Source organism: Streptomyces buecherae (genome assembly GCF_014295035.1).
Classification (GTDB): Bacteria; Actinomycetota; Actinomycetes; order Streptomycetales; family Streptomycetaceae; genus Streptomyces; species Streptomyces youssoufiensis.
In genome coordinates this window covers 7,958,653-7,975,334 of sequence record NZ_CP060404.1, presented here as the reverse complement: position 1 = coordinate 7,975,334, position 16,682 = coordinate 7,958,653, and the positions used below count along the sequence as shown (strand labels likewise).

Below are 16,682 nucleotides of genomic sequence, written 5' to 3'. Positions count from 1 at the left end.
TCGGCCGAGGGTGGCCCATGCCAGGGGCAGGGGCCAGAGTTCACGGTGCTCGTCCAAGCTGTCGAAACTCGGGAGGACATGGTGTCCGCACGACCGTACGTGACCGTGATCGCCGCCCTCGGACTGCTCGGTGCCGCGGCCGGCGCCACGCAGGCCACAACGAGCCACCAGCACAGCGCGACCAGCACGGCGACATCGACCCACCAGGCACGCGGCGTCGACGACGGGAGCTTCGAGTACCCCACGGCACCCGCGAACAGCTTCACCAACGTGGCGACGGGCGGGGCGATAGGCCCGTGGACCGTCACCCGTGGCAACGTGGACCACATCGGACGCGGATTCTGGCAGGCGGCGGAGCGGAACCAGTCCGTCGACCTCAACGGCGGGGCGCCGGGCACGGTCGCCCAGACGTTCCCGACGACCCCGGGCACGACGTACTCGATCACCTACGCCCTCGCCGGCAACCCCGGCGGCCCGGCGGTCAAGACGGGGCGCGTCCTCATCGACGGGCAGACCGTCCAGGACTTCACCTTCGACATCACGGGCAAGACCAGGACGAACATGGGTTACGTGGGACGCCAGGTCACCTTCGTCGCCCGGTCCGCCTCCACCACCCTCTCCTTCGCCAGCACCACGGCCAACAGCGCGCACGGCCCGGTGATCGACGACGTGGTGGTCCGGGCCGCCTGCTGTTCCTGCTCCTGCGACCGGGGAGCGACCGGCAAACACTGACCAGGCGCGCGCGGCCCCGCCCCACCGGGGCCGCCCGACCCCACCGCCCAGCAGGCACCAACACCCCCACTGACCAGCGCGACCAAGCGGGGCCCCGGCGTCATCCAACGCCGGGGCCCCGCGCGTGGCTCCCCCGGCCGGACCACGGCGAGCCGCGTTCCCGCGCGCCCGAGCCCCGCGCCGGGCCCAGCGTGCTCGGCACCTCCGGCACCTCCGGCACCTTCGGCACCGGCGGCACGCGGAGACGTACGCCGGACGCCGCGCCCCCGGTCGCCCGCGCCCCCGACCGCCCGCGCCCGCGCACCCGAGCGAGCGCCCCCGCGACAACAGCCGTCCTCGCGGCGCCAGCCGCCCCCGCGACGTCAGCCGTCCTCGCCCGCCGCCTCGGGCAGCAGCGGGAAGAGTCGGGCGATGAGGGCGACCGGCTCGGCGCCGGCGGGACGTTCGGCGGGGCGCTGCTCCCGGTCCTGGTAGGGGGCGAGCGTCCGGCGCACCGCCTCGGCGACCGTGCCCATCTCCTCGGGTGTCAGGTAGACCACCGCGCTGAACGCCTCGTCCCGCTGCCACGCCAGCGGGGCCCGGTCGCGCCGGGTCAGCCAGCGCTGGTAGCTCTCGTCCTCCAACCCACGGGCGAGTTGCCCGAACCCCGCCGCGGGGGACGGATCGGCCGGCGCCGCCTCCTCCTGCCGCAGGCGCCACGGCCGGGCCCGACCGCCCACGTGCGGGGCCTCCTCGATGTGCCCGTAGCGCGCGAGTTGGCGCAGGTGGAACGAGCACAGCCCGGAGCTGTAGCCGAGCCGCTCGGCCGCCACGGTGGCCGTGACGGTGCCCACCTCGGCGAGCAGCTCCAGCAGGGCCCGACGCACCTGGTGTTCGGGCAGGTGGCCGGCGGCGGGGGCGGAACCGCCAGCCCCCGTGGGCGCCGACGCGTTGACACCTTCTTCAGTCACTTTGCAAAGTCTGCTACTTTGCAAAGCACTTGGCAAGCAACCACCCGCTTCGCCACTCGCCCCAGGCGTTGTCACGCTGAGGAAGGATGATGTCCGCGGTGTCCGTACGTGACGACCAGCCCGGCCCTGTCGACCGTCGGGTCCGGGTGCAGGGCCAGCCCGTCGACTCCTATCCGGCACTGCCCCCCGAGGCGGAGCGCGGGACGATCCGGCGCATCACGGTGCTGGGCGAGGACGTGCTGCACCGCCCGTGCCGGGAGGTGACCGAGTTCGGCACACCCGAACTGTCAGCCCTGATCGACGACATGTTCCTGACCATGCACGCCGCCGACGGCGCCGGCCTGGCCGCCAACCAGGTCGACGTGGACCTGCGGATCTTCGTCTATGACTGTCCCGACGACCACGGTGTCCGCCACGTCGGGCACATCGTCAACCCGGTGCTCGACGAACTCCCGCCAGCCGAGCGGCGGCTGGTCGACGAGGGCGAGGGGTGCCTGTCCGTGCCGGGGGCGACCATGAACGTTCCCCGCCTCGACCGGGCCGTGGTCCGCGGCGTCGACCGGGACGGCAAGCCGCTGGTCATCGAGGGGACGGGGTACTTCGCCCGGTGCCTCCAGCACGAGAGCGACCATCTCGACGGGCGGCTGTACGTGCAGCGCCTCGCCAAGCGGGACCGGAAGGACGCGCTGCGGCAGATGGCCGACCGTCGCGAGCGGGTCTTCGCCCAGCGCGCCGCCAAGGCGGCCAGGCTGGGCCGCGCGCCGGGCGGGTCACCCACCGCGCAGGCCGCGCCGGAACGCTGAGCCCGACCCGGCGGCCCGCCTCCCCCGCCGCCCCGCTACCGGGCTCGCTCGCTCATCGCCGCGCTCCGGCCGGCGGGTCGGGCGGCGCGATCGCGTCCAACTTCCCTCGCAGGTGGGCGCGTTCGGGTTCGGTGCCGGCCAGGGCGAGGGCCTGCCGGTAGGCCGCCGCGGCTTCCGACAGCCGGCCGAGCCGGTGCAACAGGTCCCCGCGGGCGGCCTGGTACGGGTGATACGCCTGGAGCTGCCGTTCGCCGGCCAGGCCGTCGAGCAGCGCCAGGCCCGCCAGTGGTCCGTCGCGCATCGCCACCGCCACCGCCCGGCCCAGCGCCACCACGGGGGACGGCGTGAGCGCGTGCAGCACGTCGTAGAGCGCCACCATCTGCGGCCAGTCGGTGCTGGCGAGGTCGGCCGCCTCGTCGTGCAGGGCGGCGATGGCCGCCTGCACGCCGTACGGCCCGGGCGGCCCGCCCCGCAGCGCGCGCACCACCAGGTCCCGGCCCTCTTCGATCATCGGCCGGTCCCAGCGCGCGCGGTCCTGCTCGTCGAGGAGGACGAGCGCGCCGTCCGGGCCGGTCCTGGCCGCGCGCCGGGCGTGGACCAGCAACAGCAGCGCGAGCAGGCCGGCCACCTCGCGCTCGGCCGGCAGCAGCCGGCGCAGGATCCGCGCCAACCGGATGGCCTCGCTCGCCAGGTCGAGCCGCTGCAAAGCGGGGCCCGAGCTGGCCGCGTACCCCTCGGTGAAGACCGAGTAGACGACCTGGAGCACGCCGGGCAGGCGCTCGGGCAGTTCGTCGGGGCCGGGCACCCGGAACGGGATGCGCGCCTCGCGGATCTTCTTCTTCGCCCGCACGATCCGCTGGGCCATCGTCGCGGGCGGGACCAGGAAGGCCCGCGCGACCTCCGGTGTCGTCAGGCCGGCCAGACAGCGCAGGGTGATCGCGACCCGGTCCTCGGCGGCCAGGGCGGGGTGGGCGCAGGTGAAGAACATCTGCAACCGCTCGTCGGGCAGCTCCCCGTCGGCGTCGGCGGGCGGGGCGGGGTCGGCCCGCTCCGCCTCCAGGTGCAGCAGGGCGAGCCGGGCGGCGTACGCCTGGTCGCGGCGCAGGCGGTCGACGGCCTTGCGCCGCGCGGTGGTCAGCAGCCAGGCCCCGGGCCGGGCGGGAACGCCCGTGGTCGGCCAGTGCAGCAGTGCCGCTTCGACGGCCTCGGAGGTGACCTCCTCGGCCAGGTCGAGGTCGCCGAAGCGGCGGACGAGGGAGGCGAGCAGCCGTCCGCGCTCTTCGCGGAAGACCGCTTCCACGGACGCCCGCGCGGGAGCCTGCTGGGCCGCGGCGATCGGTGTGCCGGGCTCGGCACGCTGCTCGTCTCCCACGGTCAGGCGCCGAAGTCGGCGATCGGGCGGACCACGATCGAGCCGCTGCCGCGCGCGCCGGGACAGCGGGCGGCCCAGTCGAGCGCGACGTCCAGGTCGGGTACGTCGATCACGTAGAAGCCGCCGAGCACCTCGCGCGTCTCCGCGAACGGCCCGTCGGTGATCGTGCGCTTGCCGTCCGGTTCGACCCGTACCGCCGTGACGGTGACCAGGTCCGCCAGCGACTCCCCGGAGACGAAGATCCCCGCGTCCTTGACCTCCTTGTCGTAGCTCATCCAGTCCTCGACGGTGCACTCGGCGGCCGTGCCGTCCTCGCCGATCGTGCCCGCGTTGATCAGCAGCATGTACTTCATGGTCCGACTCCTGTCATCCCGTGGTCCGTGCGTGCGGCGAGTCGCCGTACACCATGACGACGAACGGACAGCGGCCCGATCGACACCCGCCCCGAAAGTTTTTTCCGCACGCGCTCGCGACCTGGCGGCGGGCGGCCCGCTCCGAGCACCGCCCCCGCCCCCGTCTCTGTCCCGCCTGGCGACGATACGTTCTCCGCCGCGCCGCCGCCCGAGACCGGGAGGCCGCCCGCCCGGGGGCGGCGGCCAGGGGACGGGATCGCGGGTGCACCGGCCGGCGCCGCGCCGTACGCACGACCGATGTTCCTCGGGACCGGCTCGCACGGCGGGGGCGGCGAACTCAGCGGAACGCTGCGACGTTCTCCGCGACCCACTGCTGGAAGGGGCGGCCCGGCGCGCCGGTGAGTCGCGGCACCGTGTCCCGGACGCGGAGCAGCTCGTCGTTGACGTCACCGCCCGTGACGTCGAGCACCGCGTCCGCGGCCTCGGGGCCGAAGGCCGCGACCATCCACGCGTGGGCCTCACCCCGGCTGACCTCGGCGAACGGCACCTGCCTGCCCAGGGCCGTCGCGATGGTCGCCACCTGTTGCCGGGCGGAGACGGGCGCCGGCCCCGTCAGCTCGTACGTGGCGCCGTGGTGGCCCGGCTCGGTCAGGGCGACCCGGGCCACCGACGCGATGTCCGCCGGGTGGATGGTGGGCAGCGCGGTGTCCGCGTACGCCACGCGCACGGTCCCGAACTCGCGGATGGTGTCGGCCCACAGCAGGGCGTTCGAGGCGAACTGCGTCGGCCGCAGGATCGTCCAGGCCATGCCGCTGTCCTGGACGAGCCGCTCGACCGCCAGGTGTTCGGCCGCCGGGCCCAGGTGGGGGTGGGTCCGCACGGTGAGGGAGGAGACCGACACCACGTGCTCCACACCCGCCAGCCGGGCGGCCCGCAGGATGTCGGCGTCCGGGCCCAGGTGCGGAACGAGGAACAGCGAGCGCACCCCCTCCAGCGCGGGCCGCAGCGACGCCGGACGCGCGAGGTCCGCCTCGGCGACGGCGACGCCGTCGGGCAGGGTGGCCCGGGCGGCGTTCCGGGTGAGCCCCCGCAACGGCCCGACGCCGCTCGCGCGCAACTCCCCCAACAGACTGCTGCCGATGTTTCCGGTGGCTCCGGCTACGAGGATCATGAGCGCGTGTCTCCCGTTGTCAGGTGATCGACTGCCGGGAACGCTAGAAGTTGAAGCGCGCTTCAGGTCAAGGCGGCGTTCTCCCTCGTCACGCGGTCGAAGACGGCCCCGGCCGGGCCGCGAGGCCGATGCGGGCCAGCCGCGACCGACGTGCCGTACCGAGGGAGCGGGGAGAACACAGGGAGGGGAGAAAAAGAAAAGGGAAAGGAGGTCGCCGCTCCTTTCCACTCTTAACGTATAGCGCACCGGGGGGCTTGCGGCAAGGCCCCGGTTGTCCTGCACAATCACCCGCCGTAGGCAGAACCGGACGATCTGGGAGTCACATGGTGCGGGTGTGGGGGCGGAGCGCATGGGTTACGCCCGATGGCGAGCAGGGTGACACCGCGGCTGGCAGTGCCCCGTGCCGGACGCGACCGAGCGGACACCGCGCGGGGTGACGCGGGCGCCGGGCCACCCGCTGTGCATTCGGGCCCGGAACACGAGATCCACCCCCTTGGCGCCCCCACCCGGGCCACGGGACCACGTCAGGCGGGGCGTCGCTCACGGGCGGCCCCGCCACCACCTCGACCCACACGTCGTACCGCGCGCCCACGGGCCGCGAGCAACCTGACATCGGAGACATGCCGTGCACTCCCTGAAGACCAGTGTCTTCAACCTTCCCGACCGCCTCTCCGCCAAGGCCGACCCGGCCCTGATCGCCGGCGACGAACGGCACTTCGCGGCCATCGCTGACTGCCTTGAGCAGGCGATCGCCGAGCTGACCGACCAGCTCGACGCCGAGCGCAGGGCGCCCGGTGGCGTCGGGCGCGAGGCGATGGACCGGGACACGGAGATCCACCGGTTGACCGCCCGGCTGCGCGCCCTGCGCCGCTTCGGCCTGGACCTGTGCCTGGGACACATGGTCAGCGCGGACGGTTCCGAGCCGGTGTACGTCGGGCGGCTCGGCCTCACCGACAGCGCGGGGCGGCAACTGCTGCTCGACTGGCGCTCCCCCGCGGCCGAACCCTTCTTCGGAGCGACCCACGCCAACCCGATGGGGTTGGCCAGCCGCCGCCGGTACCGCTGGTCCCACGGTCGGATCGGGGACTACTGGGACGAGGTGTTCGCCTCGGAAGGGTTCGCCGGCCATGCCGCGCTCGACGACCAGTCCGCCTTCATCGCCAGCCTGGGTGGCAACCGGTCGTCCCGCATGCGCGACGTGCTCGGCACCATCCAGGCCGACCAGGACGCCATCATCCGCGCGGGCTCGCGCGGCGCCCTCGTGGTCGACGGCGGCCCGGGCACGGGAAAGACCGTCGTCGCGCTGCACCGCTCCGCCTACCTCCTGTACTCCGACCCTCGCCTCGGGCAGCGTCGGGGCGGCGTGTTGTTCGTCGGTCCGCACCAGCCCTACCTGGCGTACGTGGCCGACGTGCTGCCCAGCCTGGGTGAGGAGGGGGTGCGGACGTGCACCCTGCGGGGCCTGGTCACCGAGGGCGCCGACGCGACGGTCGAGACCGATCCGACGGTGGCCCGGCTGAAGTCGACCGCGGACATGGTGCGCGCGATCGAACCGGCCGTCGGCATCTACGAGGAGCCGCCCACCCGGGGAATGACGGTCTCCACCCCCTGGGCCGAGATCTGGCTCGGCCCAGGCGACTGGGCCGCCGCGTTCGACGCGCCGGAGCCGGGCACCCCGCACAACGAGGCACGCGACCAGGTCTGGGACGAACTGGTCACGATCCTGTGGGACAAGTACGAGGGCGAGGAGATCTCCCCCGAACTGTTCCGCAGGGCGCTGGCGCAGGACAGGGAGTTGGTCACCACCCTCAAGCGGGCGTGGCCGCTGATCGACGCGGCCGACCTGGTCGGCGACCTGTGGTCGGTCCCCGCCTACCTACGCAAGTGCGCTCCCTGGCTCAGCCCGGACGAGGTGCGCGCGCTCCAGCGCGCGGACCCGCAGGCGTGGACGCTGTCCGACCTGCCGCTCCTCGACGCGGCCCGGCACCGGCTCGGCGACCCGGAGGTGGCGCGGCGCCGGCGTGCCCACCAGGCCGCCGTGGCGGCCGAACGTCGGCGCATGGCCGACGTCATCGACAACGTGCTCGCGGCCGAGGACGACGGCGAGGGCGCGGTGACGATGCTGCGCGGCCAGGACCTCCAGGACACCCTGGTCGACCAGACCGCCCTGCCCCGCACCGACCCGGACCAGCTCGCCGGCCCGTTCGCGCACGTCGTCGTGGACGAGGCACAGGAGTTGACCGACGCGGAGTGGCACATGCTGCTGACGCGCTGCCCGTCCCGCAGCTTCACCATCGTCGGGGACCGCGCCCAGGCACGACACGGGTTCACGGAGACGTGGCGGGAGCGGCTTGAGCGGCTCGGGCTCAGCCACATCGACGTGGCGTCCCTCAGCATCAACTACCGGACGCCGGCCGAGGTCATGGCCGAGGCCGAGCCGGTCATCAAGTCCGCGCTCCCGGACGCCAACGTGCCGACCTCCATCCGCGCCAGCGGCATCCCCGTCACACACGGCCACGTCTCGGAGTTGGACGCGGTACTCGAAGGCTGGCTCGCCGAGCACACCGAGGGCGTCGCCTGCGTCATCGGCGCCCCCGCCTTCCTGGCCACGCCCCGCGTCCGGTCGCTGACCCCTGAGCTGGCGAAGGGGTTGGAGTTCGACCTGGTCGTCCTCGTCGACCCACAGGCGTTCGGCACCGGCATCGAGGGGGCCGTCGACCGCTACGTCGCGATGACGCGAGCAACCCAGCGACTGGTCGTCCTGACCGGCGCGTGACAGGCCGCCCCAGGGGCCCGACTCCCCTACCTGGTCGCGGTGTCACCCACTCCCCCGGCGGCGCGCCCCGCCCCGCGCGAGCCGGTGGGCGCGCCGCGAGGGGGCGGGGTCAGGTGCCGACCAGTGGCACGGGGCCGGCGGCCCGCGTGGTCACCGGCTGGTGCGGGTAGGCCGGCGAGCGGCCCTGGTAGGACAGGATGCCGGGGTTGAGGACGACGCCGTGCCGCATCTCGATGGCCCGCCGGACCGTCTCGTGGGTGTGCCACTTCTCGCGGTCGACGAGGACCGGCAGGTACGGAAGGGTGCTCTGGCTCTGCTCCCAGGTGGCGGAGTCCCACAGCAGCGACGGGCTGTGGTCCACGGCGTAGTAGTGCACGTTCCCACCCACCGTGATGGTGGGTTGGTCGAAGGAGGTGGGACGCGCCCAGTCGAAGCCCATGCCCGTGTCGCACGAGACGTCCACGATGAGGGAGCCGGGAGCGAAACGGTCCAGGTCGCCGGTGGTCACGTACACCTCGGGGGCGGCGAGGTCCTGGAGCGCGCAGTTGACGACGATGTCGTGCTCGGCCAGGAAGGCGACGAGCGGCACCTCGCCCTCCGCGAGCAGCACCGTGCTGTCGCGCTCCCGCGAGGGGTCGTAGCGCAACTGGCCCATCCGGGTGGTGCCCGCCGGCGGGCTGACGGTGGCACTGGGGCGCCGGGTCACCACGCTCAGCTCCGACACACCCTGGGCCCGCAACGCAGCCACCGCGCCCCGCCCCGTGGAGCCGTAGCCGATGACGACGGCGCTGAGCGGTCGGCCCCAGGCCCCGGTCCTGCCTACGCACTGGGTGGCGTGCTGAACGGAGCAGTAGCCGGCGATCTCGCTGACCCGGTAGAAGGCGAAACGGTCGCGCGTGCCGTCCGTCGGCCAGTGCCGCATGGCCTCCAGGGAGATCACGGTCAGCCGCTTGTCGATGGCCAGTTGGGTGGTCTCCATGTTCTGCGCGAAGTGCGGGGCACCCACCAGGACCTGTCCCTCGCGCAGTTCGGCGATGTCCTGGGGTGTCACCTTGAACAGCATGACGGCCTCGCAGTCGCGGATCAGTTCCGCCCGGGGCACGACGCCCGCGACGTGGGGCCTGAGATCGCCGTCCGAGAGCCCGAACCGCCTGCCGTAACCGCGTTCCAGATACAACCTGGCCCGGATGTCGGCGTCCAGGAGCGGCAGATGGGCGGGGTGCAGCGGTACGCGCTTCTCGTGCTTCTTCCCGGTGGTCGCCACCACGCCCAGGCTCAACCTACCCATGACCCACCTTCTCCTTACGCGACGCGTTCTTGTGATTACGCTAACGTGACACGAATGAAGCAGACATTCGAGACAGCAATGAGCAATTTGGACAGCCATGGATATGCGCTGGTGGAGGGCCCCCTGGAGCCCGACGAGGCCACCGCCCTACTGCGGCAACTGGGGGAGCTGGTTCCGCAGACCACCGGGGAGGTGGCCTACGACATCCAGGCCCACGCGGGGTTCGAGGCGCTACGGGACACCAGGAGCCCCCACACCCTCCGGCCGCACACGGAGGCGCCGGGCCAGAGCCTGCCGCCGCGCTACCTGGCGCTGCACTGCCGGGTCCAGGCCACCTGCGGCGGCGGTCGCACCCTGCTCGCCGACGGGCGCCAGTTCCTCACCACCCTGGACGAGGACCTCCAGCGCCTGGCCCACCAGCACCCCGTCTACTGGCCCTCGTACGAGGAGCACCCCGACGCCGTGGGTGTCCGCAAGCCGGTCGTGGACCGCACCCCCTCCCGGACCGTCATCCGCATGAGCTCCACCCTGCTGCGGGTCGGCGCGTACTCGGAGACCCTCGACCAACCCACCGCCGACTCCCAGCCCATGGGCCCCGGCGGCGTCGCCCTCGCCGAACGAGCCGTCGACTTCGTCGAGACGGGTGGCACCTCCGTACTCATCCCCGAAGACGCGTTGCTGATCTGGGACAACCACCGGATGTTCCACGCCCGAACCGGCTTCGCCGACACCCGCCGACGCCTCACCCGCTACTGGGTCGCCGAGCCGGTACCGGAGGGCACACCGTAACCGCCTCCGGGCACTCCCGCGCCTCCGCGATTCCCGCGCGCCCGACCTCCCGCGCCCGCACGGCCTCCTGGCCCGAGGCTGACGGTTGCCTGACGTCCGGCGGTGACAGCGGGGACACCGGAAGCGGCCTGCCGCTCCCGGCCCGCCCAGTACGCTCGTCAACAGCCCGACCTTCTCTCCCAGTCAGGCGCGACGACGAACGTAGGAGTGAACATGCCCTTCCATGATGTGGAGATCGACGCCCTCGGCGGCGGTCCGGCCAACCTCGCGCAGTACCGCGGCAAGGCCGTCCTGGTCGTCAACGTGGCCTCCAAGTGCGGCCTGACCCCGCAGTACGCGGCGCTGGAGAAGCTGCACGAGCGCTACGCCGCACGCGGCTTCACCGTCCTCGGCGTGCCGTGCAACCAGTTCGCGGGCCAGGAGCCCGGCAGCGCCGAGGAGATCGCCACCTTCTGCTCCACCACCTACGGCGTCACCTTCCCCCTCACGGAGAAGACCGACGTCAACGGCGCCCAGCGGCACGCCCTGTACGCGGAACTCGTCGGCACGGCCGACGCCGAAGGCCACAGCGGCGACATCCGCTGGAACTTCGAGAAGTTCCTCATCGCCCCCGACGGCACCGTCACCGCGCGCTTCGGCCCACGCACCGAGCCGGACGCCCCGGAGGTCACCACCGCCATCGAGGCCACCCTGCCAGCCTGACGCCCACGCGGGGTGGCGGCTTGCGCCGTCAGGGGCTGGCGACGAGCAACCCGAGCTGCCTGGCCAGCCACGGCCTGCGCCCGCTGGCCCGCAGGCGGCCGCGTGCCACCGCCTTCCAGGTGGGGGTGCGCCGGAAGGAGACCAGCAGGAACGCGGTGGGGGTCGCCGTGATCCGGCAGTCGTAGGCGCGGGGTGGGGCGTCGCGGGTCACCGTCATCGTTCCGTCGTCGACGACGGCCGCGAGTCGCGGACCACCCTTGATCGCGAGGTCGAACGCGATGCTCACACCTCGCGCCCGCGACGCGTCCAGGGCCATCCGCATCATCGTCGGCATCGACTGCCCGAGCACCAGGCGCGCCGCGTCCGGGCCGATCGACCAGGGGAGCCTGGCGCCACGCGCGATGTCCAGGCCGTGTACGAGGGTCTCGCTGAGCACGAGCCCCGTCGCGGTCGCCACCGTGATCTCCCGCCCCAGCCAGGGTGCGTGGACGAGGGTGTCCGGGGGCAAGTCCTCGGTGTCCCGCAGGAAGGTCTCGCCCCGCTCGGCGAGGAGTGCGCCCAGGCGGGCGCGTTCCTCGCGGCTGAGTAGGCCGATGGACGCGGCGTTCACGGCCCCGACGCGTTCGCTGAGCGACGTCTCACCCGGCGGCACGATCCGGCCCCACTCCACGGACGCGTCGGGGTGGGCGACGGCGTGGTAGGCGAGGTACACGGCCGCCAGGTGCGCCCCGACGTCGCCGACCGTCCACACCGGGACACCCGAGGCCACGTCGAGATCGGGCACTGCGCGCACCAGCCGGACCAGCCGCGGAATGGCGTCACCCAACGCGGCACGGGTCCGCGCGTGTTCGGCGACGGGATCGAAACGCGTGACGGCGCCCATGCGACTCCCCCTTGCGGTCGGGAGCGCAGATTACCGCCGGGTAGCGGGGTGGCGGTAGGTGCTGGGGAGAGGGAGGGCTGTCAGCGCGAGCGCTCTCCCTCGATGCCGTAGACCACTTGGTCCTGTGGGTCGTAGGCAGTCAGTCCATGCCGAGAGGCCAAGTCCAGCAGGACCGAGGAGACCTCGGTGGAGCGCGACCAGGAGATCGCTGCGATGACGCACTCTCTGTTGCCGTACAGAGGAGAGGCCCACGGCGACTCATCCATGGTCTCCTCGGTGAGGTCCGGAAAGGCAGAGATCACGGATGCGCGGAAATCCTCCACAGCCGGATCCTCTTCGACGACTCCGGTAAGCCCATCCGTCAACTGGTCGTACGCCCAGGCAGACTCCTCCAAGGTTGGCACTGACTTCTGGATCCAAAAGGCCAGATCGAAGCTCACCCTTACCCCCGCCACACAGCCACGCGCCCGGCCCGGATGCGCAGCGCTGACCTGCCGGGAAGATAGTAGGCAGACAGGTCGCCTAGGGAGCCAGCCCGGTTACCGGGTTGACTCCCTAGGCGCTACCGACCCATCCGCACGTCGTGGACTCCGGCAAGCGTGCGCCCGCCTCCGGCAGTGACCGCGTTGCCTGGCCCATCGAGCCAGGCAACGAACTCTCGGCCTCGCCATCCTTCGAAACCCTCGTCCGCGGAGCGCGGGGCGCCCCCAGGCGGGCCGTTGCCAAGCCAGTACGTAGCACGTGTGCACGTCCGCCACGGTCAGGTTGTGAGTGCGCTGCCGCTTCTCGTCGCGGCGGGCTCCTGGCACCTGGACGATGTCACCCTTCGCGGTGCGCAGGGCCATGTCGGGCCTCAGGTCGCCCGCGTCGGCTGGGACGCCCCGCGCGGCGCGGGCTGTCGGCCGCCGGTGCCCGTACGGCCGAAGGACCGTGCCTCCTCCAGCCGTACGAGCCTGCGGGCCAACGGCATCGCGTCACCCCGCGCGGGGGTCAGGGCTTGGGGCACTGCTTCCAGGCGAGCCGGTAGACGGTGTTGATGTCACCGTCCGTGGAGTCCATGGTCATGAAGCTGGTCTTCTTCGGGTCCGAGGTGCCCGCGTTCACGCGCAGCTCGGTGTTGATGTTGAAGTTGCGCCGCGCGCCGCACGGCGCCCAGACCATTTGTCCCCAGTCGGTCTTGTCGGTGACCTGCCAGTTGTCGTCCTGCGGGCCCTTGAACGGGTGGGAGCGCGCGGCCGTGTCCGGCGACCCCTGGAAGTAGTACGAGGCCTTCTGCTCGCTGGTGGCGCCGGGTTGCAGAGACGCGTAACCGCGGTAGTCGGCGCTGGCGACGGCGTAGGTGAAGCCGCTCGGGACGTACACGACGAGGCTGAGCTGACAGTTCTTCCGGTAGTCCGTTGGATCGGAGGTGCCGCCGACTCTCGCCAGGTAGCGGCTGTACGTCACGGTGAACGCGGTGTTGTCCGGGGAGACGGCCACCTCGGCCGTTCCCTTGGGGCATCCGGAACCGTTCACCGTCGCGACCTCGATCACGATCTTGTCGGCGGGCGGGTTCTCGATCGTGGCGGGGCTCTGGGGCGAGAGGGTCGCGCCGAACAGGCCAACTACCGCGCTGGTTGCGAGTATGCCGGTGTGCATGATGATCCAATCCTTTGCCTCGGGGAACGGGCAGTCAGGGCAGGCAGGGGTCGCCGAGGTGTGCTGGGAACGTGCTGTGCGTGAGCGGCGACCGCCGGGACCCGTGACGGGCGGAGCGATGAGGCGGAGGCGCATGTGATCCGATCGGACATGCGCATGCCAATTGAGCGAGATGTTAAGGAACCGTGGAGGCACCGCCTAGGGCGAACTCAGGCCAATACTCGGGCCACGCCTCGCGACCTGGCGTGACGCGCCTTTGCCGCGCCCCAGGCGCCACATGCCGCGCCTCACGCCCCATGCCTTGGCACACGGGGTCCGCCGGAAGAGCCGATACGGGTCCGGTGGGCACAGGCGGACCGGGCGCGCCGCACGCGGTGAAGGTGCCACCATGAGCCGGCCACAACCTGACAGAGCATCAGAAGGCGTTGAGGGCTTGGTCGTTCCGCCAGTCCCAGCCGGTGATCGTGGCGCGCATCAGTTGGGCCGCGGTCGACAGGTGGCCGTCGGCGGCCCAGCACAGGGTGACGGTGCGGCGGCAGTCCGGGCTGTCGACCGGGACCCATACCAATGGCGTACGCGGGTTCTTGCGACGGGCGAAGGAGGGGACGAGACCAATGCCGAGGCCGGCGCCGATCAGGTCCGCGATGGCGCTGTGTTCGTCGCTCTCGCAGACGATCCTCGGGGCGAGACCCCGGGTGGCGAAGAGTTGGTCGAGCAGTCGACGCAGCCAGTGCCCCGCGCGGGCGGTGACGAAGGGGTACTCGGCGAGTTCGTGGAGGCCCACGGGCGCCCGACCCGCGAGCGGGTGGTCGCGGGGCACGGCCACGCCCACCGCGTCCTCGAAGAGTCGCGTCCCCGCCACACCCTCGGCGTGGATCGGCTGCGAGGCGACGCACAGGTCGACGTCCCGGGCTCGCAGCCGGCGGGCCATGTCCTCGGCCGGCGACCACTGGAGTTCGAGTTCCACGGCGGGGTGGTCACGCTTGTAGACCGCTAGCGGCCCGGTAAGGGTGAGAAAGGTCTCCGACGCCAACCGTACGGTGCCGAGGCCCTCGGTGGTGGCCTCGGCGACGGCGAGCTGTCCGGCCTGGAGCTCGCCGAGGGCGCGTTCGACGTACGCCCGAAAGACCCTGCCCGCGTCGTTGAGTCGCAGCCGGCTGCTCCGGTCGAACAGCGGGGTACCCAGTTCGCCCTCCAGGCGCGCGATGGTGCGGCTCAACGACGGCTGCGCGACGCGTAGTTCGTCGGCCGCCCGACTGAGGTGCTCCAGCCGCGCCACCACCAGGAACTGCCTGAGCGCGTTCAGCTCCACCACGCCTCCGAGAAGATGACGCCATAGCGGTAGCGACCTTAGACAAGACGACGCGGGGGTCATGGCGGCAGGGTGTGCGCGCAGGTCGCTACGGCGAGGGCCACGGCGGCGCGGCACCGTGATCGTCGGCGCCATGGGGCCCGCCCGGGCGGCGGGAAGGGTCGAAGGACCTCCCGAGGGCGGCGGGAATGAGTCAGGGCGCTCGTACCACCGCCCGGGAGCGTGCGGCGCGGCGCCTGACCACGGCAGGGCTCGCTCGCGGCGCGATGCCGAGACGGTCGCGCGCGGTACGCGGCCCGCCGCTCGTCCCGGCCGCCACCAGGGTGGGTGCCCTATCACCTCGTGTGGGGTCTCACATGCTGGGTGGCCGGACCCAGGTACTAGTCAAGATGTTTATATGGGCGTCACACTTACTTTGCCCCGCGTGCGGCAATGGCGCCGAGCGCTCACCGATGGACCGGGCCCGAGCGAGTCACACTCCTGCCGGCACCGGTCACAGCCGCGCCAGAAAGGCATTCTGTGGCGACGCGATCCGACATGCAGAGCGTACTCGGCACCCTCCTGACCGAGATCGAGCAGCGCAACCCGGCCCAGCCCGAGTTCCACCAGGCCGTGCACGAGGTCCTGGAGACCCTGGCGCCGGTGCTCGCGGCCCACCCCAGGTACGCCGAAGCAGGACTCATCGAGCGGCTGTGTGAGCCGGAACGCCAGGTCATGTTCCGCGTGCCGTGGCAGGACGACCGCGGACGGGTCCAGGTCAACCGGGGGTTCCGCGTCGAGTTCAACAGCGCCCTCGGCCCGTACAAGGGCGGCCTGCGCTTCCACTCGTCGGTCAACCTCGGGGTCATCAAGTTCCTGGGCTTCGAGCAGATCTTCAAGAACGCGCTGACCGGCCTCGGCATCGGGGGCGGCAAGGGCGGCAGCGACTTCGACCCGCACGGGCGCAGCGACGCCGAGGTCATGCGGTTCTGCCAGTCCTTCATGACGGAGCTGTACCGGCACATCGGCGAGCACACGGACGTGCCGGCCGGTGACATCGGCGTCGGCGGCCGGGAGATCGGCTACCTGTTCGGCCAGTACCGGCGCATCACCAACCGCTGGGAGGCCGGCGTGCTGACCGGCAAGGGACAGGGTTGGGGCGGCTCGCTGATCCGCCCGGAGGCGACCGGGTACGGCAACGTGCTGTTCGCCGGGGCGATGCTGAACGAGCGCGGCGAGGACTTCGAGGGCCAGACGGTGGTGGTCTCGGGCTCCGGCAACGTCGCGATTCACACCATCGAGAAGCTGCGCGCCCTCGGCGCGAACCCCGTGACCTGTTCCGACTCCTCCGGGTACGTCGTGGACGAGAAGGGCATCGACGTCGAGCTGCTCAAGCAGGTCAAGGAGGTCGAGCGCGGTCGCGTCGACACCTACGCCGAGCGCCGGGGCGCCTCCGCCCGCTTCGTGCCCGGTGGCAGTGTCTGGGACGTTCCCGCGGATGTCGCGCTGCCGTCGGCCACGCAGAACGAGCTGGACGAGAACGCCGCCGCCGCGCTGATCCGCAACGGTGTCAAGGCGGTCTCCGAGGGCGCGAACATGCCGACGACGCCCCCGGCCGTCCACCTGTTCCAGCAGGCCGGCGTGGCGTTCGGCCCCGGCAAGGCGGCCAACGCGGGCGGCGTCGCGGTCAGCGCGCTGGAGATGGCGCAGAACCACGCCCGTACGTCGTGGTCGGCGCGGCGGGTCGAGGACGAGTTGACGCACATCATGAACGACATCCACGCCACCTGCCACGAGACCGCCGAGCGCTACGGCTCCCCCGGCGACTACGTAACGGGCGCCAACATCGCCGGTTTCGAGCGGGTGGCCGACGCGATGCTGGCGCAGGGCGTCATCTGACACCACATGCCCGGCGGTCCCAGGCGAAACACGCG

General features: G+C 72.2%; 16 protein-coding genes. 6 read left to right on the top strand and 10 right to left on the bottom strand.

The window, feature by feature from the left end; all coding sequences use genetic code 11:
• Positions 1-78: 78 nt before the first annotated feature.
• Complete coding sequence (locus tag H7H31_RS31640) at positions 79-732, top strand: choice-of-anchor C family protein (RefSeq protein WP_187065068.1); 654 nt, start codon at positions 79-81, stop codon at positions 730-732.
• 362 nt (positions 733-1,094) lie between these two features.
• Here the strand turns inward: H7H31_RS31640 and H7H31_RS31635 are convergent, their stop codons facing one another.
• Entirely contained in the window at positions 1,095-1,682 is a 588-nt protein-coding gene (locus H7H31_RS31635) for an ArsR family transcriptional regulator (protein ID WP_372456075.1), read from the bottom strand.
• Between the two features lie 98 nt (positions 1,683-1,780).
• Between H7H31_RS31635 and def the strand changes: the two genes are divergently transcribed.
• Positions 1,781-2,485 carry a peptide deformylase gene (gene def / locus H7H31_RS31630; RefSeq protein WP_232110177.1) on the top strand — a complete coding sequence of 235 codons (705 nt, stop codon included), beginning with the start codon at positions 1,781-1,783 and terminating at the stop codon, positions 2,483-2,485.
• 52 nt (positions 2,486-2,537) lie between these two features.
• Here the strand turns inward: def and H7H31_RS31625 are convergent, their stop codons facing one another.
• The 3 genes from H7H31_RS31625 to H7H31_RS31615 all read right to left on the bottom strand — a co-directional run bounded on the left by H7H31_RS31625 (position 2,538) and on the right by H7H31_RS31615 (position 5,381).
• Positions 2,538-3,821, bottom strand: coding sequence for an RNA polymerase sigma factor (locus tag H7H31_RS31625; RefSeq protein WP_187065075.1), 1,284 nt, complete (start codon positions 3,819-3,821; stop codon positions 2,538-2,540).
• Positions 3,822-3,859: 38 nt separating this feature from the next.
• Positions 3,860-4,210: a YciI family protein gene (locus H7H31_RS31620; protein ID WP_187065066.1), complete on the bottom strand. Its 351-nt coding sequence runs from the start codon at positions 4,208-4,210 to the stop codon at positions 3,860-3,862.
• A 337-nt stretch (positions 4,211-4,547) separates the two neighbouring features.
• The gene (locus tag H7H31_RS31615; protein ID WP_187065065.1) at positions 4,548-5,381 is read right to left on the bottom strand and encodes an SDR family oxidoreductase; all 834 of its coding nucleotides are present in this window, start codon (positions 5,379-5,381) and stop codon (positions 4,548-4,550) included.
• Between the two features lie 625 nt (positions 5,382-6,006).
• Between H7H31_RS31615 and helR the strand changes: the two genes are divergently transcribed.
• The gene (helR, locus tag H7H31_RS31610) at positions 6,007-8,157 is read left to right on the top strand and encodes an RNA polymerase recycling motor ATPase HelR (RefSeq protein ID WP_187065064.1); all 2,151 of its coding nucleotides are present in this window, start codon (positions 6,007-6,009) and stop codon (positions 8,155-8,157) included.
• A gap of 109 nt (positions 8,158-8,266) precedes the next feature.
• Here helR and H7H31_RS31605 read toward each other — a convergent pair whose 3' ends face one another.
• The gene (locus H7H31_RS31605) at positions 8,267-9,445 is read right to left on the bottom strand and encodes a Rossmann-fold NAD(P)-binding domain-containing protein (protein WP_187065063.1); all 1,179 of its coding nucleotides are present in this window, start codon (positions 9,443-9,445) and stop codon (positions 8,267-8,269) included.
• On the opposite strand from H7H31_RS31605, the gene H7H31_RS31600 reads away from it, so the two are divergent.
• Together H7H31_RS31600 and H7H31_RS31595 are read left to right on the top strand one after the other, a co-directional pair.
• Positions 9,368-10,234, top strand: coding sequence for a TauD/TfdA family dioxygenase (locus H7H31_RS31600; protein WP_261905882.1), 867 nt, complete (start codon positions 9,368-9,370; stop codon positions 10,232-10,234). The genes H7H31_RS31605 and H7H31_RS31600 overlap by 78 nt on opposite strands.
• A gap of 213 nt (positions 10,235-10,447) precedes the next feature.
• Positions 10,448-10,936, top strand: a complete 489-nt coding sequence (locus H7H31_RS31595; RefSeq protein WP_187065061.1) for a glutathione peroxidase — start codon at positions 10,448-10,450, stop codon at positions 10,934-10,936.
• 28 nt (positions 10,937-10,964) lie between these two features.
• Here the strand turns inward: H7H31_RS31595 and H7H31_RS31590 are convergent, their stop codons facing one another.
• From H7H31_RS31590 to H7H31_RS31570, 5 genes are all read right to left on the bottom strand, one after another.
• Entirely contained in the window at positions 10,965-11,819 is an 855-nt protein-coding gene (locus tag H7H31_RS31590) for a maleylpyruvate isomerase N-terminal domain-containing protein (protein WP_187065060.1), read from the bottom strand.
• 80 nt (positions 11,820-11,899) lie between these two features.
• On the bottom strand, positions 11,900-12,259 hold the full coding sequence (locus H7H31_RS31585) for a hypothetical protein (RefSeq protein ID WP_187065059.1): 360 nt from the start codon (positions 12,257-12,259) through the stop codon (positions 11,900-11,902).
• A 413-nt stretch (positions 12,260-12,672) separates the two neighbouring features.
• Positions 12,673-12,825, bottom strand: coding sequence for a hypothetical protein (locus H7H31_RS31580; protein WP_187118182.1), 153 nt, complete (start codon positions 12,823-12,825; stop codon positions 12,673-12,675).
• Entirely contained in the window at positions 12,810-13,457 is a 648-nt protein-coding gene (locus H7H31_RS31575; RefSeq protein WP_187065058.1) for a DUF4360 domain-containing protein, read from the bottom strand. The genes H7H31_RS31580 and H7H31_RS31575 overlap by 16 nt, the downstream gene beginning before the upstream one ends.
• Before the next feature lie 415 nt (positions 13,458-13,872).
• Complete coding sequence (locus H7H31_RS31570) at positions 13,873-14,772, bottom strand: LysR family transcriptional regulator (protein WP_232110176.1); 900 nt, start codon at positions 14,770-14,772, stop codon at positions 13,873-13,875.
• A 534-nt stretch (positions 14,773-15,306) separates the two neighbouring features.
• On the opposite strand from H7H31_RS31570, the gene gdhA reads away from it, so the two are divergent.
• Positions 15,307-16,647, top strand: coding sequence for an NADP-specific glutamate dehydrogenase (gdhA, locus tag H7H31_RS31565; protein WP_222625604.1), 1,341 nt, complete (start codon positions 15,307-15,309; stop codon positions 16,645-16,647).
• The last annotated feature ends 35 nt before the right edge of the window (positions 16,648-16,682 follow it).